The organism is Acidobacteriota bacterium, from assembly GCA_030697165.1.
In the GTDB taxonomy this organism is placed as follows: Bacteria; Acidobacteriota; Vicinamibacteria; order Vicinamibacterales; family UBA2999; genus 12-FULL-67-14b.
Genome location: JAUYQQ010000022.1, coordinates 354095 through 369063, shown reverse-complemented (window position 1 = coordinate 369063; position 14969 = coordinate 354095). Strand labels below are relative to the sequence as shown.

Annotated in this window: 10 protein-coding genes; 5 read left to right on the top strand and 5 right to left on the bottom strand. The window is 67.2% G+C overall.

Going from position 1 to position 14969, the window contains the following annotated elements; genetic code table 11:
- The first annotated feature begins 90 nt into the window (after positions 1–90).
- The 3 genes from Q8T13_21245 to Q8T13_21235 are packed head-to-tail and all read left to right on the top strand — an operon-like array spanning position 91 to position 4533.
- A complete protein-coding gene (locus tag Q8T13_21245; GenBank protein ID MDP3720297.1) occupies positions 91–765 on the top strand; it encodes an ABC transporter ATP-binding protein in 675 nt (224 codons plus the stop codon).
- The gene (locus Q8T13_21240; protein MDP3720296.1) at positions 762–3383 is read left to right on the top strand and encodes an FtsX-like permease family protein; all 2622 of its coding nucleotides are present in this window, start codon (positions 762–764) and stop codon (positions 3381–3383) included. The genes Q8T13_21245 and Q8T13_21240 overlap by 4 nt, the downstream gene beginning before the upstream one ends.
- On the top strand, positions 3373–4533 hold the full coding sequence (locus Q8T13_21235; GenBank protein MDP3720295.1) for a lipocalin-like domain-containing protein: 1161 nt from the start codon (positions 3373–3375) through the stop codon (positions 4531–4533). The genes Q8T13_21240 and Q8T13_21235 overlap by 11 nt, the downstream gene beginning before the upstream one ends.
- Positions 4534–4605: 72 nt before the next feature.
- Here Q8T13_21235 and Q8T13_21230 read toward each other — a convergent pair whose 3' ends face one another.
- The 5 genes from Q8T13_21230 to Q8T13_21210 form a co-directional block, all read right to left on the bottom strand.
- Positions 4606–7866 (bottom strand): carboxypeptidase regulatory-like domain-containing protein, encoded by a 3261-nt coding sequence (locus Q8T13_21230; GenBank protein ID MDP3720294.1) that lies wholly within the window; start codon positions 7864–7866, stop codon positions 4606–4608.
- Between the two features lie 137 nt (positions 7867–8003).
- A complete protein-coding gene (locus Q8T13_21225) occupies positions 8004–9023 on the bottom strand; it encodes a Gfo/Idh/MocA family oxidoreductase (GenBank protein ID MDP3720293.1) in 1020 nt (339 codons plus the stop codon).
- 30 nt (positions 9024–9053) lie between these two features.
- A complete protein-coding gene (locus Q8T13_21220) occupies positions 9054–10001 on the bottom strand; it encodes a sugar ABC transporter substrate-binding protein (GenBank protein ID MDP3720292.1) in 948 nt (315 codons plus the stop codon).
- A 3-nt stretch (positions 10002–10004) separates the two neighbouring features.
- Positions 10005–10949, bottom strand: a complete 945-nt coding sequence (locus Q8T13_21215) for a ribose ABC transporter permease (GenBank protein MDP3720291.1) — start codon at positions 10947–10949, stop codon at positions 10005–10007.
- Complete coding sequence (locus Q8T13_21210; protein MDP3720290.1) at positions 10946–12436, bottom strand: sugar ABC transporter ATP-binding protein; 1491 nt, start codon at positions 12434–12436, stop codon at positions 10946–10948. The genes Q8T13_21215 and Q8T13_21210 overlap by 4 nt, the downstream gene beginning before the upstream one ends.
- 64 nt (positions 12437–12500) lie before the next feature.
- On the opposite strand from Q8T13_21210, the gene Q8T13_21205 reads away from it, so the two are divergent.
- Together Q8T13_21205 and Q8T13_21200 are read left to right on the top strand one after the other, a co-directional pair.
- A complete protein-coding gene (locus tag Q8T13_21205) occupies positions 12501–13868 on the top strand; it encodes a tryptophanase (protein MDP3720289.1) in 1368 nt (455 codons plus the stop codon).
- 25 nt (positions 13869–13893) lie between these two features.
- Positions 13894–14925, top strand: coding sequence for an FAD-dependent oxidoreductase (locus Q8T13_21200; protein MDP3720288.1), 1032 nt, complete (start codon positions 13894–13896; stop codon positions 14923–14925).
- Positions 14926–14969 lie beyond the last annotated feature (44 nt).

The following is a 14969-nucleotide window of genomic DNA, read 5'->3' as shown; positions in this document are numbered from 1 at the left end:
GACGCCACATTGCAACGGTCCGGCTAAAGCCGGACGCCACATCTAAAGCCGGACCCTACAGCTGGAGGCGGGCGTCATAATGGAAGTCAGATGCCTGTTCTCGTCGCTGAAGATCTCCAGAAGACCTATACGAGTGGTGACGCCAACGTCACGGCGCTAGCCGGCGTTACCTTCGCCGTCGAGCAGGGCGACTTCGTCGCCCTGATGGGTCCCTCGGGCTGCGGCAAGTCCACGCTGCTGCACATCTGCGGCGCCATGGACCGCGCGTCGTCTGGCAGCATTCTCCTGAACGGCAAGAACCTGGCGACACTCGGAGACGATGACCTCACGCACGTGCGACGGGAACAGGTCGGGTTCGTGTTCCAGTTCTTCAACCTGCTGCCGACACTGACCATTGCCGACAACATTGCCCTGCCGTGCCTGCTGGCCGGCATGAAGGGCGTCGAGGCCGACGCGCGCGCGCAGGCGCTCGCGGACCGCGTCGGCATCGCGCATCGACTGGGTCACTACCCGCAACAGGTCTCGGGCGGCGAAATGCAGCGCGCCGCCATCGCCCGCGCGCTGGTGCATCAGCCCGCCCTGCTCGTGGCCGACGAGCCCACCGGTAACCTCGATTCCGACAATGGCGAGAAAGTGCTGGCGCTGCTGTCTGAGCTCAATCGCGAGATGGGCGTCACGGTATTGCTGGCGACCCATGCCGCCGAGGTTGCGGCAGCGGCCACGCGAGTCTTGCGGATGCGAGATGGCCAGTTCGAATCGCGATGAGACTTTTTACCCAGTTCATCCTTCGACCGCTGGTCGGCGATAAGGTCCGGACCGCCACCACCATCCTCGGCGTGGCGCTGGGCATTGCCGTGGTCGTCGCCATTCAGCTGACCAACGACAGTTCCGTGCGCGGGTTCGAGACGGCGCTCGAGACGGTCGCCGGCAAGACCGCGGTGGAGATTGTCGGCACCGGTGGCGTAAACGAGGACGTGCTGCCGTCGCTCGGCTGGTTGCGGGAATACGGCATCGTCAGTCCGGTGGTGGAAGGCAACGCCGCACTGAGCGGCGGCGACGCCTCGCTGCGGCGGCGGGACCTCGAAGCGGTGCGCGTGCTCGGCATCGACATCCTGCGCGACATGCCGTTCCGGGATTATCAGTTGCTGGATGTCGGCGAGCCAGCAGGCAACCCCAAGAAGGGGTTGCCTCCACCTGACAGCACAGACATCACGGCGCAGAAGTTTCTCGAGATTCTTACCGACGAACGGTCGGTGGTGATCAGCGAGAAGCTAGCACGGCGGCGCGGCTACACCATCGGCAGCGAGATGCCGATGATGTTCGGCGACCGCGTCGGCACCTACGTCGTGCGCGGGCTGCTGAAAGACGAGGGGCCGGCGCGCGTGCTCGACGGCAACTTCATCCTGATGGACATTGCCGCCGCGCAGGTGGCGTTCGACCGCCTCGGACGCCTCGACCGGCTCGACGTGCTGCTCCCGGCGGGCGCAGACCTGCCGGCCTCGCTCGCGGCCATCTCGGCGCGCCTGCCCGACGGCCTGACCGCGCAGCGGCCGTCGCGGCGCGGCGAGCAGGTGGAAACCATGCTCGCGGCGTTCCACGCCAACCTGACCGCGCTCTCGTGGATCGCGCTGGTGGTCGGCCTGTTCCTGGTCTACAACACCGTCACCATCTCGGTCGTGGCGCGGCGGCAGGAGATCGGCACTTTGCGGGCGCTCGGCCTGACGCGCCGGAAGGCGCTGCTGCTGTTCCTGGGCGAGGCAGCGGTGCTGGCGCTTGCCGGCATCGTGATTGGCCTGGGCCTGGCGCGACTGCTGGCCGACGTCGCGGTGGGCATGACCGCGGCCACGGTCAGCACCATCTACATTGCCACCGCCTCGGCGCCGCCCGACATGAACTGGGGTCACGTATGGCTGGCGGCGCTCGTCGGCCTGCCGCTGTCGCTGCTGGCGGCGGCCGTGCCGGCGCTTGAAGCCAGCCGGGTGCAACCGACCGCCGCCATGCGCGGGCACGACACGCTCGACATGCGGCTCCGGCTGCGGCCGGTCATGGTGATTGCGCCGCTGGCCGTCCTGGCGCTCGCGTTCGGCCTCGCGCAGTTGGGCCCGGTCAACGGGCGGCCGATCTACGGCTACCTGTCGTCGTTTGCGATCGTGATCGGCGCCGGCCTGCTGGTGCCGGTCATCATGTACGGCCTGGCCCGCGCCGGCCGCGGGCTGCTGAGACGACGCTTCGGCGTCGAGGGCCTGCTGGCACACGCCAACCTCACCGCCGCCATTCCCCGCCTGTCGATCTCGGTCGCCGCCCTGGCGGTCAGCCTGTCAATGATGGTCGCGATCGCGATCATGATCGGCAGCTTCCGCGACACCGTCGTCTACTGGGTGGGCCAAACGCTGCAGGCCGACCTGTTCGTGGGTCCCGGCATTCGCCCGACGGTCGGCCAGGAACAGACGTTATCGCCGGACGTGATCGACGCGGTGCAGCGGCATCCGAGCGTCGCGGCCATCGACAGCTTCCGCAATCTCGACCTCGTGTATCAGGACCGGCTCACGGTGCTCGGCGCCGGCACCTTCAGCGTGGTGCTCGAGCACGGCGCCCTCCTGTTCAAGAGCCCCGCCAATGCCCGCGAGGCCGTGCGGCAGGCCATTGGCCAGGACGCGGTGATCGTCTCGGAAGCGTTCGCAAACAAGTTCGACAAGCAGGAAGGCGACACCCTCTCGCTGCCAACGCCGCAGGGCCTGCGCGACTTCAGCGTCGCCGCGGTCTATTACGACTACTCGAACGATCGCGGGGTCGTGATCATGGACGTGGGCACCTTCCGCCGCTACTTCGGTGACCTCGCGCCGAGCGGCCTGGCCGCGTTCCTGGAGGAGGGCGCGGATCCCGACGTCGTGCGGCAAGAGATCCTGGCGTCGATGGACGAAGGCCACCGCGCCTTCGTCTTTACCAACCGGACGCTAAGAAACGAAGTCCTGCGCATCTTCGACAGCACCTTTGCCATCACCTACGCCCTCGAACTGATCGCCATCATCGTGGCCATGCTCGGCGTGGCCGGCACGCTGCTGACGCTCGTGCTCGAGCGGCGGCGCGAACTCTCGCTGTTGCGTCTGACCGGCGCCGATCGCAAACAGGTGCGCAAGATGGTGATCATCGAGGCGGCGCTGATCGGCGCGGTCAGCCAGGGCATTGGTTTGACGATGGGGTTGGCGTTGTCGCTGGTGTTGATCTACGTGATTAACGTGCAGAGCTTTGGGTGGACGATTCAGTTTCATTTGCCGACGGCGTTCCTGATCCAGTCGTCGATCGCGGTGGTGGTCGCCACCGCCATTGCCGGCGTCTACCCCGCCCGCCGGGCAGCGCAGTTGGTGTTGTCGCATGATGAATAGGCTCCTCATACTGGTGATCGCGATGGTCGTCGTCGGCGCCCCTAAAGGGGCGCCCTCCTGGCACGCGCTGTCGGCGCAAACGGCCTGGAAGGACGCGACGGCCGGCTATACCTACGCGTTCCCGCGCGATCATGCGTCGCATCCCGACTACAAGATCGAGTGGTGGTACTACACCGGCAACGTCAAGACGAAAGACGGACGGCGGTTCGGCTACCAGGTCACGTTCTTCCGCGTCGGCATCGATCCGGCGCCGACCAACCCCTCGAAGTGGGCCGTTCGCGATCTGTTCATGACCCACCTGGCCATCAGCGACCCTTCGGGCCGGCGCTATCGCTACGCCGAGAAGCTGTCGCGCGGCGGCCCAGGACTGGCTGGCGCAGCCAGCGATCGCTACCATGTGTGGAACGACGATTGGTCGGCGACTCTTGACGGGAGTCGGGAGTCGGGAGTCGGGAGTCGGATCGGGAGTCGACACCTCCTCAAAGCCGTGAGCCCTCAGGCCGCGATTGATCTCGCGTTGGACGAAGGCAAGGCGCCGATCATTCACGGCGTGGGCGGCATCAGCCAGAAGGGCGCCGAGGCCGGCAACGCGTCGCACTACTACTCGCTGACGCGCATGCCGACGCGCGGCTCGCTCACCGTTGATGGCGAGCGCTTCGAGGTCACCGGCGACAGCTGGATGGATCACGAGTTCGGCACCAGCTTTCTCGAGCCTGGCCAGCGCGGCTGGGACTGGCTGTCGATGCAGCTGTCCGACGGCCGCGAGCTGATGCTCTACCAACTGCGGCGAGACGATGGGAGCCGGGACCCGCGATCGAGCGGCACGCTGGTGGCGACTGACGGCAAAACGAAGCACCTCGACGTCAACGCGTTCACGCTCACCCCCGGCCGCGCCACCTTCAAGTCGAAGAACGGCGCGGTTTACCCAATCGAGTGGGCGATCAGCATCCCAGGCGAGAAGCTCGACCTGAAGATCACGACGCCGATGGCCGACCAGGAACTGTCGCTCGAGCGCTCGACGGGCGTGGCGTACTGGGAAGGCACCATCGACGTCAGCGGCATGCGCGCGGGCCAGCCGATCACCGGCGCCGGCTATCTGGAGATGACCGGCTACTTCGGCAGCCTGGGTCGCGTTCTGTCGGGACGATAGTCCGATGCCGGTCGACCAGGTGCGTGGTTAGAAGGCGGGGCCCGGCGCCTTGCGCCGGGCCCCCGCCAACCTTCAGAAACTCAACTTCAAACCGATCTGGATGATGCGCGGGTCGTAAGTGCTGCGAATGGTCCCGAATGCCGCCGCCGTGCGGTTTCCGTTCGGCGCGCGGAAGTTCGTGCGGTTGAGCAAATTGAAGAACTCGCCACGCAACTCGAAGTTGCCGTTCCGCCACGGCATCCGGAAGCGCTTCGACGTGACCAGGTCGACCGTCCAGGTGAGCGGCCCGCTGACGCTGTTGCGCTCGGCGTTTCCGAAGGGCTGGCTGAGATCGGTCGGCACGACGACATTGGCCCTGTTGAACCAGTTGTCGATGGTCCGCTCTCCAGACGGCGCCAGTGGGTCGCCGTTGACGTTGGGCCGGTAGTTATTGGCGCCGCGGAAGTCCTGCTGAATGCCCGACACCTGCGCCGCCGCCGACGGGGTGTACGTCAGCGTCACCCGTTCGCCTGGCGTCACGGTGTTGATGCCGGCGATCTGCCAGCCGCCAAGAATGGCGTCAACCACGGCGTTGGCGTCGCCCAGGTAGCGGCGGCCGCGGCCGATCGGCAGGTCCACCACGAAGCTGGTCGTGCTGTTGTACGGCTGGTGGTAGCCCGAGAGGCCGAAGTCGGCGTCCAGGTTGCGGAAGTCCTGCGGCGCTGGAAAATTGCCGTTCGGGTTCTCGAGCGAGCCCGCCCCGTTGTCCTTGGTCTGTGACAGCGTGAGGGAGCTCATGAACGTCATGCTCGTCCCGATGCGCCAGTCGAACTTGGTCTGGAACGAGTGATACCGGGACTTGCCGCCGTTGAACGAGTAGGTAATGTCGGCGTACTCCGGAATCGGGCGGCGCTGCTGCAGCGGGATGGTGCCGGCGGCGTTGTTCGGGGCGGCCTGGTTGAAGTTGGCAAACAGCAGCATGCCGTCCGAACGATTGCCGACGTAGGCGAGATCGAGCAGGGCGCCGCTCCACACCTCCCGTTGCACCGAGGCAAACCAGCTCTGCACGCTGGTCGAGCGGTAGTCCTTCGGCATGTAGGTGATGTTGGCCGCGAGCGGATTGAAGCGTGCCGGGTCGGTGAAGCCCGCCGGGTAGCCCTCCTGTGTCGTGCGGAAACCCGCCTGCGCCGGCGTCTGCACCACGACGGCGTTGACCACCTGGGGACCGTTGATGGGCAGCACGTTGGCGCCGCCGGCGCGGTGGAAGTGGACGTAGCTGACGCCGTAGCCGCCCCGCAGCACCGTGCGATCGGCCGGCGTGAACGCCAGACCGATCCGCGGGCCGAAGTTGTTGCGATCGGGCGTGAGCGTCGAGCGATCCTCGAGCGACCCGTCCTTGGCCAGCACCAGGGTGCGGGTCGCCGGGTCGAAGTTCGACAGGATGTTGTTCTTCTCGACCCACGGCGTGGCGTACTCGTATCGCAGACCCGCATTGAGCGTGAGCCGGTCGCTCACGCGCCAGTCGTCCTGCAAGTAGACGAAGTGCATGTCCTGCTCGAGCTCGGCGACCAGCAGGTTGCTGAGGGCGTAGGTCGAGCGCAGGCCGAACATGAAGTCGGCCAGGTTGTAGAGGTTGCTGGCGGCCGCTCCGGCGGGACGCGAGAACTGTCCGGCATACGAATCGCGGCCGTAGAGCGGGTTCACGTCCTGCACTTCGGTGAGCACACGCTGGTACTCGTAGCCGGTCTTGAGCGAGTGCCGGCCCTGGAGCCAGGTGTAGTTGATCTTCGGGTTGATCACTGTCGGGTACTGCCACTGCGGATTGGTCGCCTGGCGCCCGAGATCGGAAAATCCCGTGATCAGCTGGGTCGGCAGGCCCGCGGCGACGCGCGGGTCGGTCGGCAGGCCCGTGATGCCATAGGCGGCTTCGGCCCGCGGCTCGCCGGCCACGAGCGCCGCCGGGTCCTTGCCGGCCCGCGTCTTCGACCAGCCGAACCGCGCCTCGAACAGCGACGTGCCGCCCGGGGTATAGGTCAGGCCGCTCGAGAACTGCTTGTTGTTGACATAGGTGCGCGCGTTGCCGGCGCCGCCAGAAGGCCCGGAGATGTTCGGCTGGTCGAAGATGTCGGCATCGCGCCAGCCGTAACGACCAAACAACGACAGCCGCGGGCTGATCTGGACGTCGACCTTGCCGCCCGCCTTCGGCGTGCGGTTGGTGAACTGCTGCAGAATCTGCAGGTTGTTGGCGGTGCCGGCGGTGCTGGGCGCAGGCAAATCGTTTAGCACCTTGCGCGCAAAGGCCGTCATGGGAATCGGCGTGCCGGCAGCATAGGTCTCGCCCGTCAACGGGTTGCGGACGTCGACTGCCAGCACGCCGGTGCGCTGCGCCAGGGTGGCAATGGTGGTCGAGGCCGCCTGGCCGCGCAGCTGGTCGAAGATCTCGAAGTCGGCGAAGAAGAACGCCTTGTTCTTCTTGATCGGGCCGCCGATCACGCCGCCGTACTGATCCCGGTCGAAATCGGGCTTGATGCCGCTGGCGGGACGGAAGAAGCCGGTGGCATTGAGCTCGGTCCGCCGCATGAACTCCCAGGCCGAGCCACGAAAGGTGTTGGTGCCGCTGGCATAGGCGACGTTGATGGTGGCGCCGGCCGAGCGGCCGTACTCCGCGCTCATGTTGTTGGTCACGACCTTGAACTCGCCGATCGCGTCGGGCGCCGGCTGCATCACCTGGTTCGAAAAGCCCTGGTTGCTGGTGCCGTAGGCGTTGTTGTCGACGCCGTCGATCAGGAAGTTGTTGAAGGTCGAGCGGAGCCCGTTGACGTTGAACGACCCCTCGCGCGGCGTAAAGCCACCGGTGTTGAGGGCCGACAGCCGCACCCCGGGCGACAGCAGCGCCAGTGCGGAATATTCGCGGCCGTTGAGCGGCAGCGCCTTGGTCTGTTCGGCCGAAATCACCTGACTGCGGTCGCTCGAGTCGGTCTGCAGCAGCACCGCCCGCGCGCTGACCTCCACCGTTTCCGTCAGCTGGCCGACGGCCATGTTCAGATCCACCCGCTGCCGGGCACCCACCGTCACCTGGATGTTGTCGACCAGGGCAATCGAAAAGCCCGGCTTCTCGGCCGTGAGGATGTAGCTGCCGATTCGCACCGTGAAGAACTCGTAATTGCCGTTGGCATCGCTGGTGCGCTCGGCCGCGACCCCGGTCGCGGTGTTGGTGAGTGTCACCTTCGCGCCCGGCACCACGGCCCCGGTGCTGTCGCGAGCCGTGCCGACCACGGTAGCGGTTTCGAACTGAGCCCAAGCCGGGCTCGCCATCGCAAGCACGGTCAACAGTGCCAACAGCGCGTGTCTCATTGATTTGTCCTCAATCTTCTGGCCGAGCCCGAGGGAACTCGTGAACGCCGACGATTTACAGGCCAGTTATACATCGCCGGTTCGGTCGAAAGTGTAACGTTGCGACGACAGACTGCCGACGGCCAGGCCGAGCGGCCTCATTTCGTAACCTCGGACACCAGGACGGTGGCGCCCGTTTCGCGCGCGCGCGTCGCCGCCAGGCCCACCCGCAGCGCTTCCATCCCATCGTCGATCGTGACCGGCGCGTCCCGGCCGAGCAGCACGTTCTGGGCGAAGTTCTGCAGTTGATTCGTGTAGGCGTCGCGGAAACGCTCGATGAAATACGGCACGGTGTCGTGGGACACGCCGTGCGCCTTGGTCATGATCGTGATCGGCGTCTCGCGCAGGTAACCGATCCGTATGGTGCCCTCCAGGCCGAGGATCTCGGTGGCAATGTCGTAGCCGTAAATGCCGCTGCGCGTGAGGTCCACGACCCCCAGCTTGCCGCTGGCGAAGGTCAGGCTGGCAATGGCATTGTCGATATCCCCGACGGTCGCCAGTTCGGGATAGGCGATGGTCGCGCCGATCGCCGCCACCGAGCGGACCTCGCCCATGAACCAGCGCGCCAGGTCGAAGTCGTGAATGCCCATGTCGATCAGCATGCCGCCGCTGCTCGCCGGGTTGGCATACTCGAGGCTCGGCCGGAACGGGTCACGCGAAGTGGCCTTGAACACCAGGGGCATGCCGATGCGGCCGGCCTCGATCTGTTGCTTGGCGGCGGCATAGCCGGGATCGAAACGGCGCATGAACCCCATCTGGAAGAACCCGCCCGACCGGTCGATCGCGGTCTTCATCGCGGCGATTTCCTGCAGCGACAACGCCGGCGGCTTCTCGCAAAACGTCGGCTTCCGGCTCCCGGCCGCCGCGATCGCGAGTGCCCCATGGGTATGGGTTGGCGTCACGATCACGATGGCGTCAACCGCCGGATCGGCGATCAGGTCCAACGGGTCGGTATAGGCCCTCGGCACCTCGAACTCGGCGGCAATCGACTGGGCCAGGGCCTCGACCCGGTCGGCCACCGCAACCACGCGGGTCTCGGTAATGCGACCGGCCAGGTCGCGGACGTAGACCTTGCCCAGCCGGCCGGCGCCGATCACTCCCACGTTCAATCTCGCCATGCGTCCCTCAGCGTTTTTCGCGCCGGCCGCTCACGGCCGCGACAACGATGCTTGCGTCACCATTTCCAGCCGCACCATGATGCTGGCCGGCACGGTCTCTCCCCGCATCACTTTCACCGCGCTCTCGACGGCAACCTGGCCCATCTCGAAGGGAAACTGTGCCACCGACGCCAGCATCGTTCCCTGCGCGATCGCCTTCTTCGCATCGTCGAGCGCGTCGAACCCGACGACCCGGATGGTGCCGGTCTTGCCGGCGGCGGCGATGGCCTCGATGGCGCCAAGCGCCATCAGGTCGCTGGCCGCGAACACCGCGTCGATGTCGGCCTGTGCCTGCATCATGTTCTGGAAGACCGAGAACCCCTGGTCGCGTTCCCAGTTGGCCGGCTGCGACGCCACGATGGTGATGCCCGGCGAATTCTTGATCGCGTCGCGAAACCCCCGCAGTCGCGAATCGCCGGTTTCGTGGCCGGGAATGCCCTCGAGAATCGCCACCCGCGCCTTGCCGCCGGCGGCCGCGGCCAGGAACGCGCCGGCGAGCTTGCCGCCTTCGTAGTTGTCGGAGCCGACAAACGTGGCGGGCCTGACACCGGCGGCCTCGGCCGTCGCCTCGTCCAGGCGCGTATCGACGATCACGATCGGGACCGTCGCGTCGCGGGCCTTCACGAGCGCGGCGACGATCTCGCGCGAGCCGCTCGGCGCGATCACCAGGGCCTGGATCCGCGCCTGGATCAGGTTTTCGACGATCTGCATCTGCTTCTCGACGTCGATTTCGCGCTCGGCCGCCTGCACTTCCAGCTGAACGCCCAGCCGGTCGGCCGCTTCCTGGGCGCCACTGCGCATCTCGACGAAGAACGGATGGTTCAGCGTCTTGAGCACCAGCGCCACCTTCGGCCTGGCATCGCCGCCCGGCGCTTCGCGGTTGCACGACGACGACACGGCCGCCAGGGCGGCCACGACGAGCACGGTCCGGGTGCGCATGGATCAGTTCCTGTGGCGTTTTAACACGGTATCGACCAGTACGGCAGCAATGATCACGACGCCGATGACAATCTGCTGGAGAAACGACGACACGCCCAGCAGGTTCAGGCCGTTGCGAAGCACCCCCATGATGAGGGCGCCGACCAGGGTTCCGGCCAGCCTCCCCTCGCCGCCCATGAGGCTCGTGCCGCCAATGACAGTGGCGGCAATTGCGTCCAGTTCGTACATCATGCCGGCGATCGGCTGGGCCGAGTTCAGCCGGGCCGTGAGGATGACGGCCGCCACGGCGCTCGCCAGGCCCGACACTCCGTAGACGATCGTTTTGTGGAGCCGGACGGTGACGCCGGACAGGCGGGTGGCTTCTTCGTTGCCGCCAATCGCGTAGACGTAGCGCCCGAACGTCGTGCGCGTGAGCACGGCGTGCGCGATCAGATACACGACGACCGTCACCACGATTGGGGCCGGGACTCCCAGCACCTCGCCGGTGGCCACCGCGCGGAACCCGGGATCGAAGCCAGACACCGGCCGGCCCTCGGTGAACACCAGCGCGGCACCGCGAGCTATGCTCATCATCCCCAGAGTGACGATGAAGGGCGGCAGGCGGCCCAGGCTGACGAGGGCGCCATTCACGAGGCCGCAAGCCGCGCCGGCGCCGAGCGCCAGGGCGAGCGCGACCGGCAGCGGGAATCCGCCCTGCAGTGACACGCCCAGAACCACGCCCGAGAGCGCGACGATCGACCCCACCGAGAGGTCGATGCCCCCCGACACGATCACGTAGGTCATGCCGACCGCGACGATCGCGTTGATGCTGGTCTGCTCGGCGATATTCAACAGGTTGGGCACGGTCAGGAAGTAGGGGGTCAGCGCCCACAGCGCCGCCGACAGGCCCACGAGCGCGAGCACGGTGCCGTATTGGCGGGCGCGCGACAGGGGGCCGGGACGGCTCACGAGGCCAGTCCCAGGGCGGCCGACACCACGCGATCCTCTGTGGCGTCGGCCGATTGAAATTCGGCGTGCAGGCGCCCCCGATGCATCACCAGGATGCGGTCGCTCATGCCGAGCAACTCGGGCAGTTCAGACGAGATCATGAGAATGCCGGCGCCCGCGGCGGTGAGCTGGTTCATCAAGTGGTAGATCTCGACCTTCGCGCCCACATCGACGCCGCGGGTCGGCTCATCGAAAATGAAGATCCGCGCGTCGCCGGCCAGCCACTTGCCGAGAACGACCTTCTGCTGGTTGCCGCCGCTCAACAACCGCACCGGCTGGGTGGCCGTGCCCTTGATGCGCAGTTGCGCCACGAGCGGGGCGGCAAGGGCCGCCTCGCAGCCCCCAGGCAGGAACCCGTACGGCGCCAGCCGGCCGGCATGCGGCAGCGCCATGTTTCGGGCGATCGTCGACCCGCCGATCAGGCCGTGTGCCTGGCGATCCTCCGGCAGCAGCCCGATGCGGTGGGTAATCGCGGCGGCCGGCGTCCGGCAGCTCACCTCGCGGCCGTCCACGAACATGCGGCCGCGGTCGGCGCGGTCGGCCCCCGCCAGCACGCGCGCCAGTTCGGTGCGGCCGGCGCCGAGCAGCCCGCCGACGCCGACGACTTCTCCGGCCCGCACGTGGAAGCTGATGTCGGCCAGGGCGCCGCGACGGCCGAGGCCCTCGACCCGCAACAGCTCGGCGCCAGGCGCCGTGCGAACCCGCGGGAAGTGCTCGCCGATGTCGCGGTTGGCCATCTGCCGCACCAGTTCGGGCAGCGTCACGTCGGTCAGCAAGCTGGTCGCGACGCGGCGGCCGTCGCGCAAGACCGTCACGCGATGCCCGATGCGGTAGACCTCGTCGAGCCGATGGGTGATGTAGATCACGGCAACCCCGCGCGCGACCAGACGCGCCACGAGGGCGGCCAGCTGGTCCACTTCGGTCGACGTGAGGGCGGACGTCGGCTCGTCCATGACCAGCACCGAGGCCTCCGTGGCCAGGGCCTTGGCGATCTCGACCATCTGGCGTTGCCCGAGACCAAGCCGGTGCAACGGGGTATCGGGCGCCATCGCCATTCCCCACTCGGCCAGCAGCCGCGCCGCCCGGCGGTGCAGTTCGCGCCAGTCGATGACGCCCCCCCACCGGGTGGGGATGGCGCCGAGAAACATGTTCTCGGCCACCGACAGCTGCGGCACCAGGTTCAGCTCCTGGTAGATGACGCGAATGCCGAGGTCGAGCGCGGCACCCGGATGAGGAATGTCGACCGCCTCGCCGTGCCAGCGAATCTCGCCCGCATCGCGGCGCTCAGCGCCGCTCAGTATCTTGATGAGCGTGGATTTGCCGGCGCCATTCTCGCCGAGCAACACGTGCACTTCGCCGGCGTGGACCGTCAAGTCGACTTCGTCCAGGGCGGCGACGCCGGGAAACCGCTTGCGAATTCCGCGCATCTCGAGGACCGGCGGTGGCATGGTCAGGACCGGGCCCCTGTCATCGGGCCGGAGTATAGCAGGCAAGAAGTGCCACAATCGGTCCATGCGCTCCATCATCATCGAGCCGTTCCGGATCAAGTCGGTTGAAGCCATCAAGTTCACGACCCGGGCCGAGCGCGAGGCGGCACTCGAGGCCGCCGGCTACAACGTGTTCGGGCTGCACGCCGATGACGTGCTGATCGACCTGCTCACCGATTCGGGGACCGGCGCCATGTCGTCGGCCCAGTGGGGCGCGCTGATGCAGGGCGACGAGTCCTATGCCGGCAGCCGCTCGTTCTACCGGTTCGAGGGTGCCGTGCGCGACCTGACCGGCCTGCGGCACATCATCCCGACGCACCAGGGCCGCGCCGCCGAGCGCATCCTGTTCCACACCGTACTGAAACCCGGCGACATCGTTGCGAACAACAACCACTTCGACACGACCCGCGCGAACATCGAGGTCGAAGGCGCGGAAGCACGCGACCTGGTGATCGCCGAAGGCCGGGTGCCGTCACTGATCCACCCGTTCAAGGGCAACCTCGACCTGGACCTCCTGGAGCAACTGCTCGACGAGCACGGCGACCGCGTCCCGCTCGTCATGGTGACGGTCACCAACAACTCCGGCGGCGGCCAGCCCGTCTCGCTCGAGAACTTGCGCGGCGTCCGCGCGCTCTGCGACCGTTACCGCAAGCCGTTCTTCCTCGACGCGTGCCGGTTTGCCGAGAACGCGTGGTTCATCAAGACCCGCGAGGCCGGGCAGTCGGGACGGAGGCCGAAGGCGATCGCGCAGGAGATGTTCTCGCTGGCCGACGGCTGCACCATGTCAGCCAAGAAGGACGGCCTGGCCAACATCGGCGGCTTCCTGGCGATGAACGACGAGGCGTGGGCCGAGAACGCCAGGAACCTGCTGATCCTCACCGAGGGCTTCCCCACTTACGGCGGACTGGCCGGCTACGACCTCGAGGCGATCGCGCGCGGCCTGGAGGAAGTGGTCGAGGAGCCGTACCTGCATTACCGCATCCGCTCTACGGAGTACCTGGCCGAGAAGCTGATCGCGGGCGGGGTGCCGATCATCCAGCCGGCCGGCGGCCATGCCATCTACATCGACGCCCGGGCGCTGCTGCCCGCCATTCCGCCGCTCGCCTACCCGGGAATCGCGCTCGCCAACGCCCTCTATCTCGAAGCCGGGGTCCGCAGCGTCGAGATCGGGACGGTGATGTTCGGGCTGCGTCCGGACGGCTCGGAGACCGCCGCGGCGATGGACCTGGTCCGGCTGGCGATCCCCCGGCGCGTCTACACGCAGTCGCACATCGATTACGTGGCCGAGGCCGTACTGGAGGTGGCGCGCGCGAAGGATCGGCTGCGTGGCTACCGGATGGTCTCGGCGCCCAAGGTGCTGAGACACTTCACCGCCCGGTTCGCAGGGATTTGAAGAAGCAGAGGATCGCGACGGCGTCATGGCGTTAAAGTGCGCGATCGTTGGTGCAGGCATTGCGGGGCTGTCGGCCGCTGCTGAACTTCGCAAACGCGGCCACCAGGTCGTGGTGTTCGAGCGCGCGCGAGGGGCTGGTGGGCGCGCGGCCACGCGGCGGGTGGACGGCATCGAGATGCCGAAGAGCGCTCGTGGCGCCACGCTCGCCTTCGATCACGGCGCGCAGTACTTCACCGTCCGCGACCCGCGATTCCAAGTCGTCGTCGACGGCTGGCTGCGCGAGCGCATCGCCGCGAAGTGGGACGGACGCATCGTCAGCTTCGATAGCGAAGGGTGGGAAGACGTGCCGGCCACGACCGCGCGGTACGTCGGCATTCCCGGCATGAGCGCGCTCGCGGCGTCACTGGCCGCAGGGGTCGAGGTGCGCTACGAGCAACGCGTGGAGCAGGTCCGGCTAAAGCCGGACACCACATTGATCCTGGAACCTGACCTCGGTAAGTTCGACCGCGTGATTCTCGCCGTCGCGGCCGACCAAGCGAAACCGCTGGTGGCGGACATTCCTGAACTGGCCGCGGCCCTGGCGCCGGTCGCCATGCGTCCGTGCTGGGCGGTGCTGGCGGCCTTCGAAGAGCGAGTGCCGGCGCGGTTCGACGCGGCGTTCGTGCACGGCAGTCCCCTTGGGTGGGTGGCGCGCAACCAGTCGAAGCCGAAGCGCGAGTGGAAGGTCGAGGCGTGGGTGCTGCACGCCACGGCGTCGTGGAGCGCCGCGCATCTCGATGACGATCCCGAAGTGGTCGGTTCGTTCCTGATGGAGGCGTTTCACGACCTCATCCCGCAGGGCTTGCCACGCGCGTTCTACGCCACCGCGCACCGCTGGCGCTACGCCCTCGCGGATCCGCCGCTGGCGGTGGGCGCGTTCCATCACGCGGGAATCACGGTGTGTGGGGATTGGTGCCTGGGGACGCGAATTGAGGATGCGTTTCTGAGCGGGCTTGCCGCAGCCAACGCAACCACGAAGGACACGAAGTCAAATCACGAAGGACACGAAGGAGCCTGACCTAATAAGCATTCGCGTGCTTCGCGGTTTCCTTCGTGTCCTTC

Coding starts and splice junctions, on each gene's coding strand:
- Q8T13_21220 (MDP3720292.1), bottom strand. CDS start 10,001: ATGCGCACCCGGACCGTGCTCGTCGTGGCCGCCCTGGCGGCCGTGTCG.
- Q8T13_21240 (MDP3720296.1), top strand. CDS start 762: ATGAGACTTTTTACCCAGTTCATCCTTCGACCGCTGGTCGGCGATAAG.
- Q8T13_21230 (MDP3720294.1), bottom strand. CDS start 7,866: ATGAGACACGCGCTGTTGGCACTGTTGACCGTGCTTGCGATGGCGAGC.
- Q8T13_21245 (MDP3720297.1), top strand. CDS start 91: ATGCCTGTTCTCGTCGCTGAAGATCTCCAGAAGACCTATACGAGTGGT.
- Q8T13_21225 (MDP3720293.1), bottom strand. CDS start 9,023: ATGGCGAGATTGAACGTGGGAGTGATCGGCGCCGGCCGGCTGGGCAAG.
- Q8T13_21205 (MDP3720289.1), top strand. CDS start 12,501: ATGCGCTCCATCATCATCGAGCCGTTCCGGATCAAGTCGGTTGAAGCC.
- Q8T13_21210 (MDP3720290.1), bottom strand. CDS start 12,436: ATGCCACCGCCGGTCCTCGAGATGCGCGGAATTCGCAAGCGGTTTCCC.
- Q8T13_21200 (MDP3720288.1), top strand. CDS start 13,894: ATGGCGTTAAAGTGCGCGATCGTTGGTGCAGGCATTGCGGGGCTGTCG.
- Q8T13_21235 (MDP3720295.1), top strand. CDS start 3,373: ATGATGAATAGGCTCCTCATACTGGTGATCGCGATGGTCGTCGTCGGC.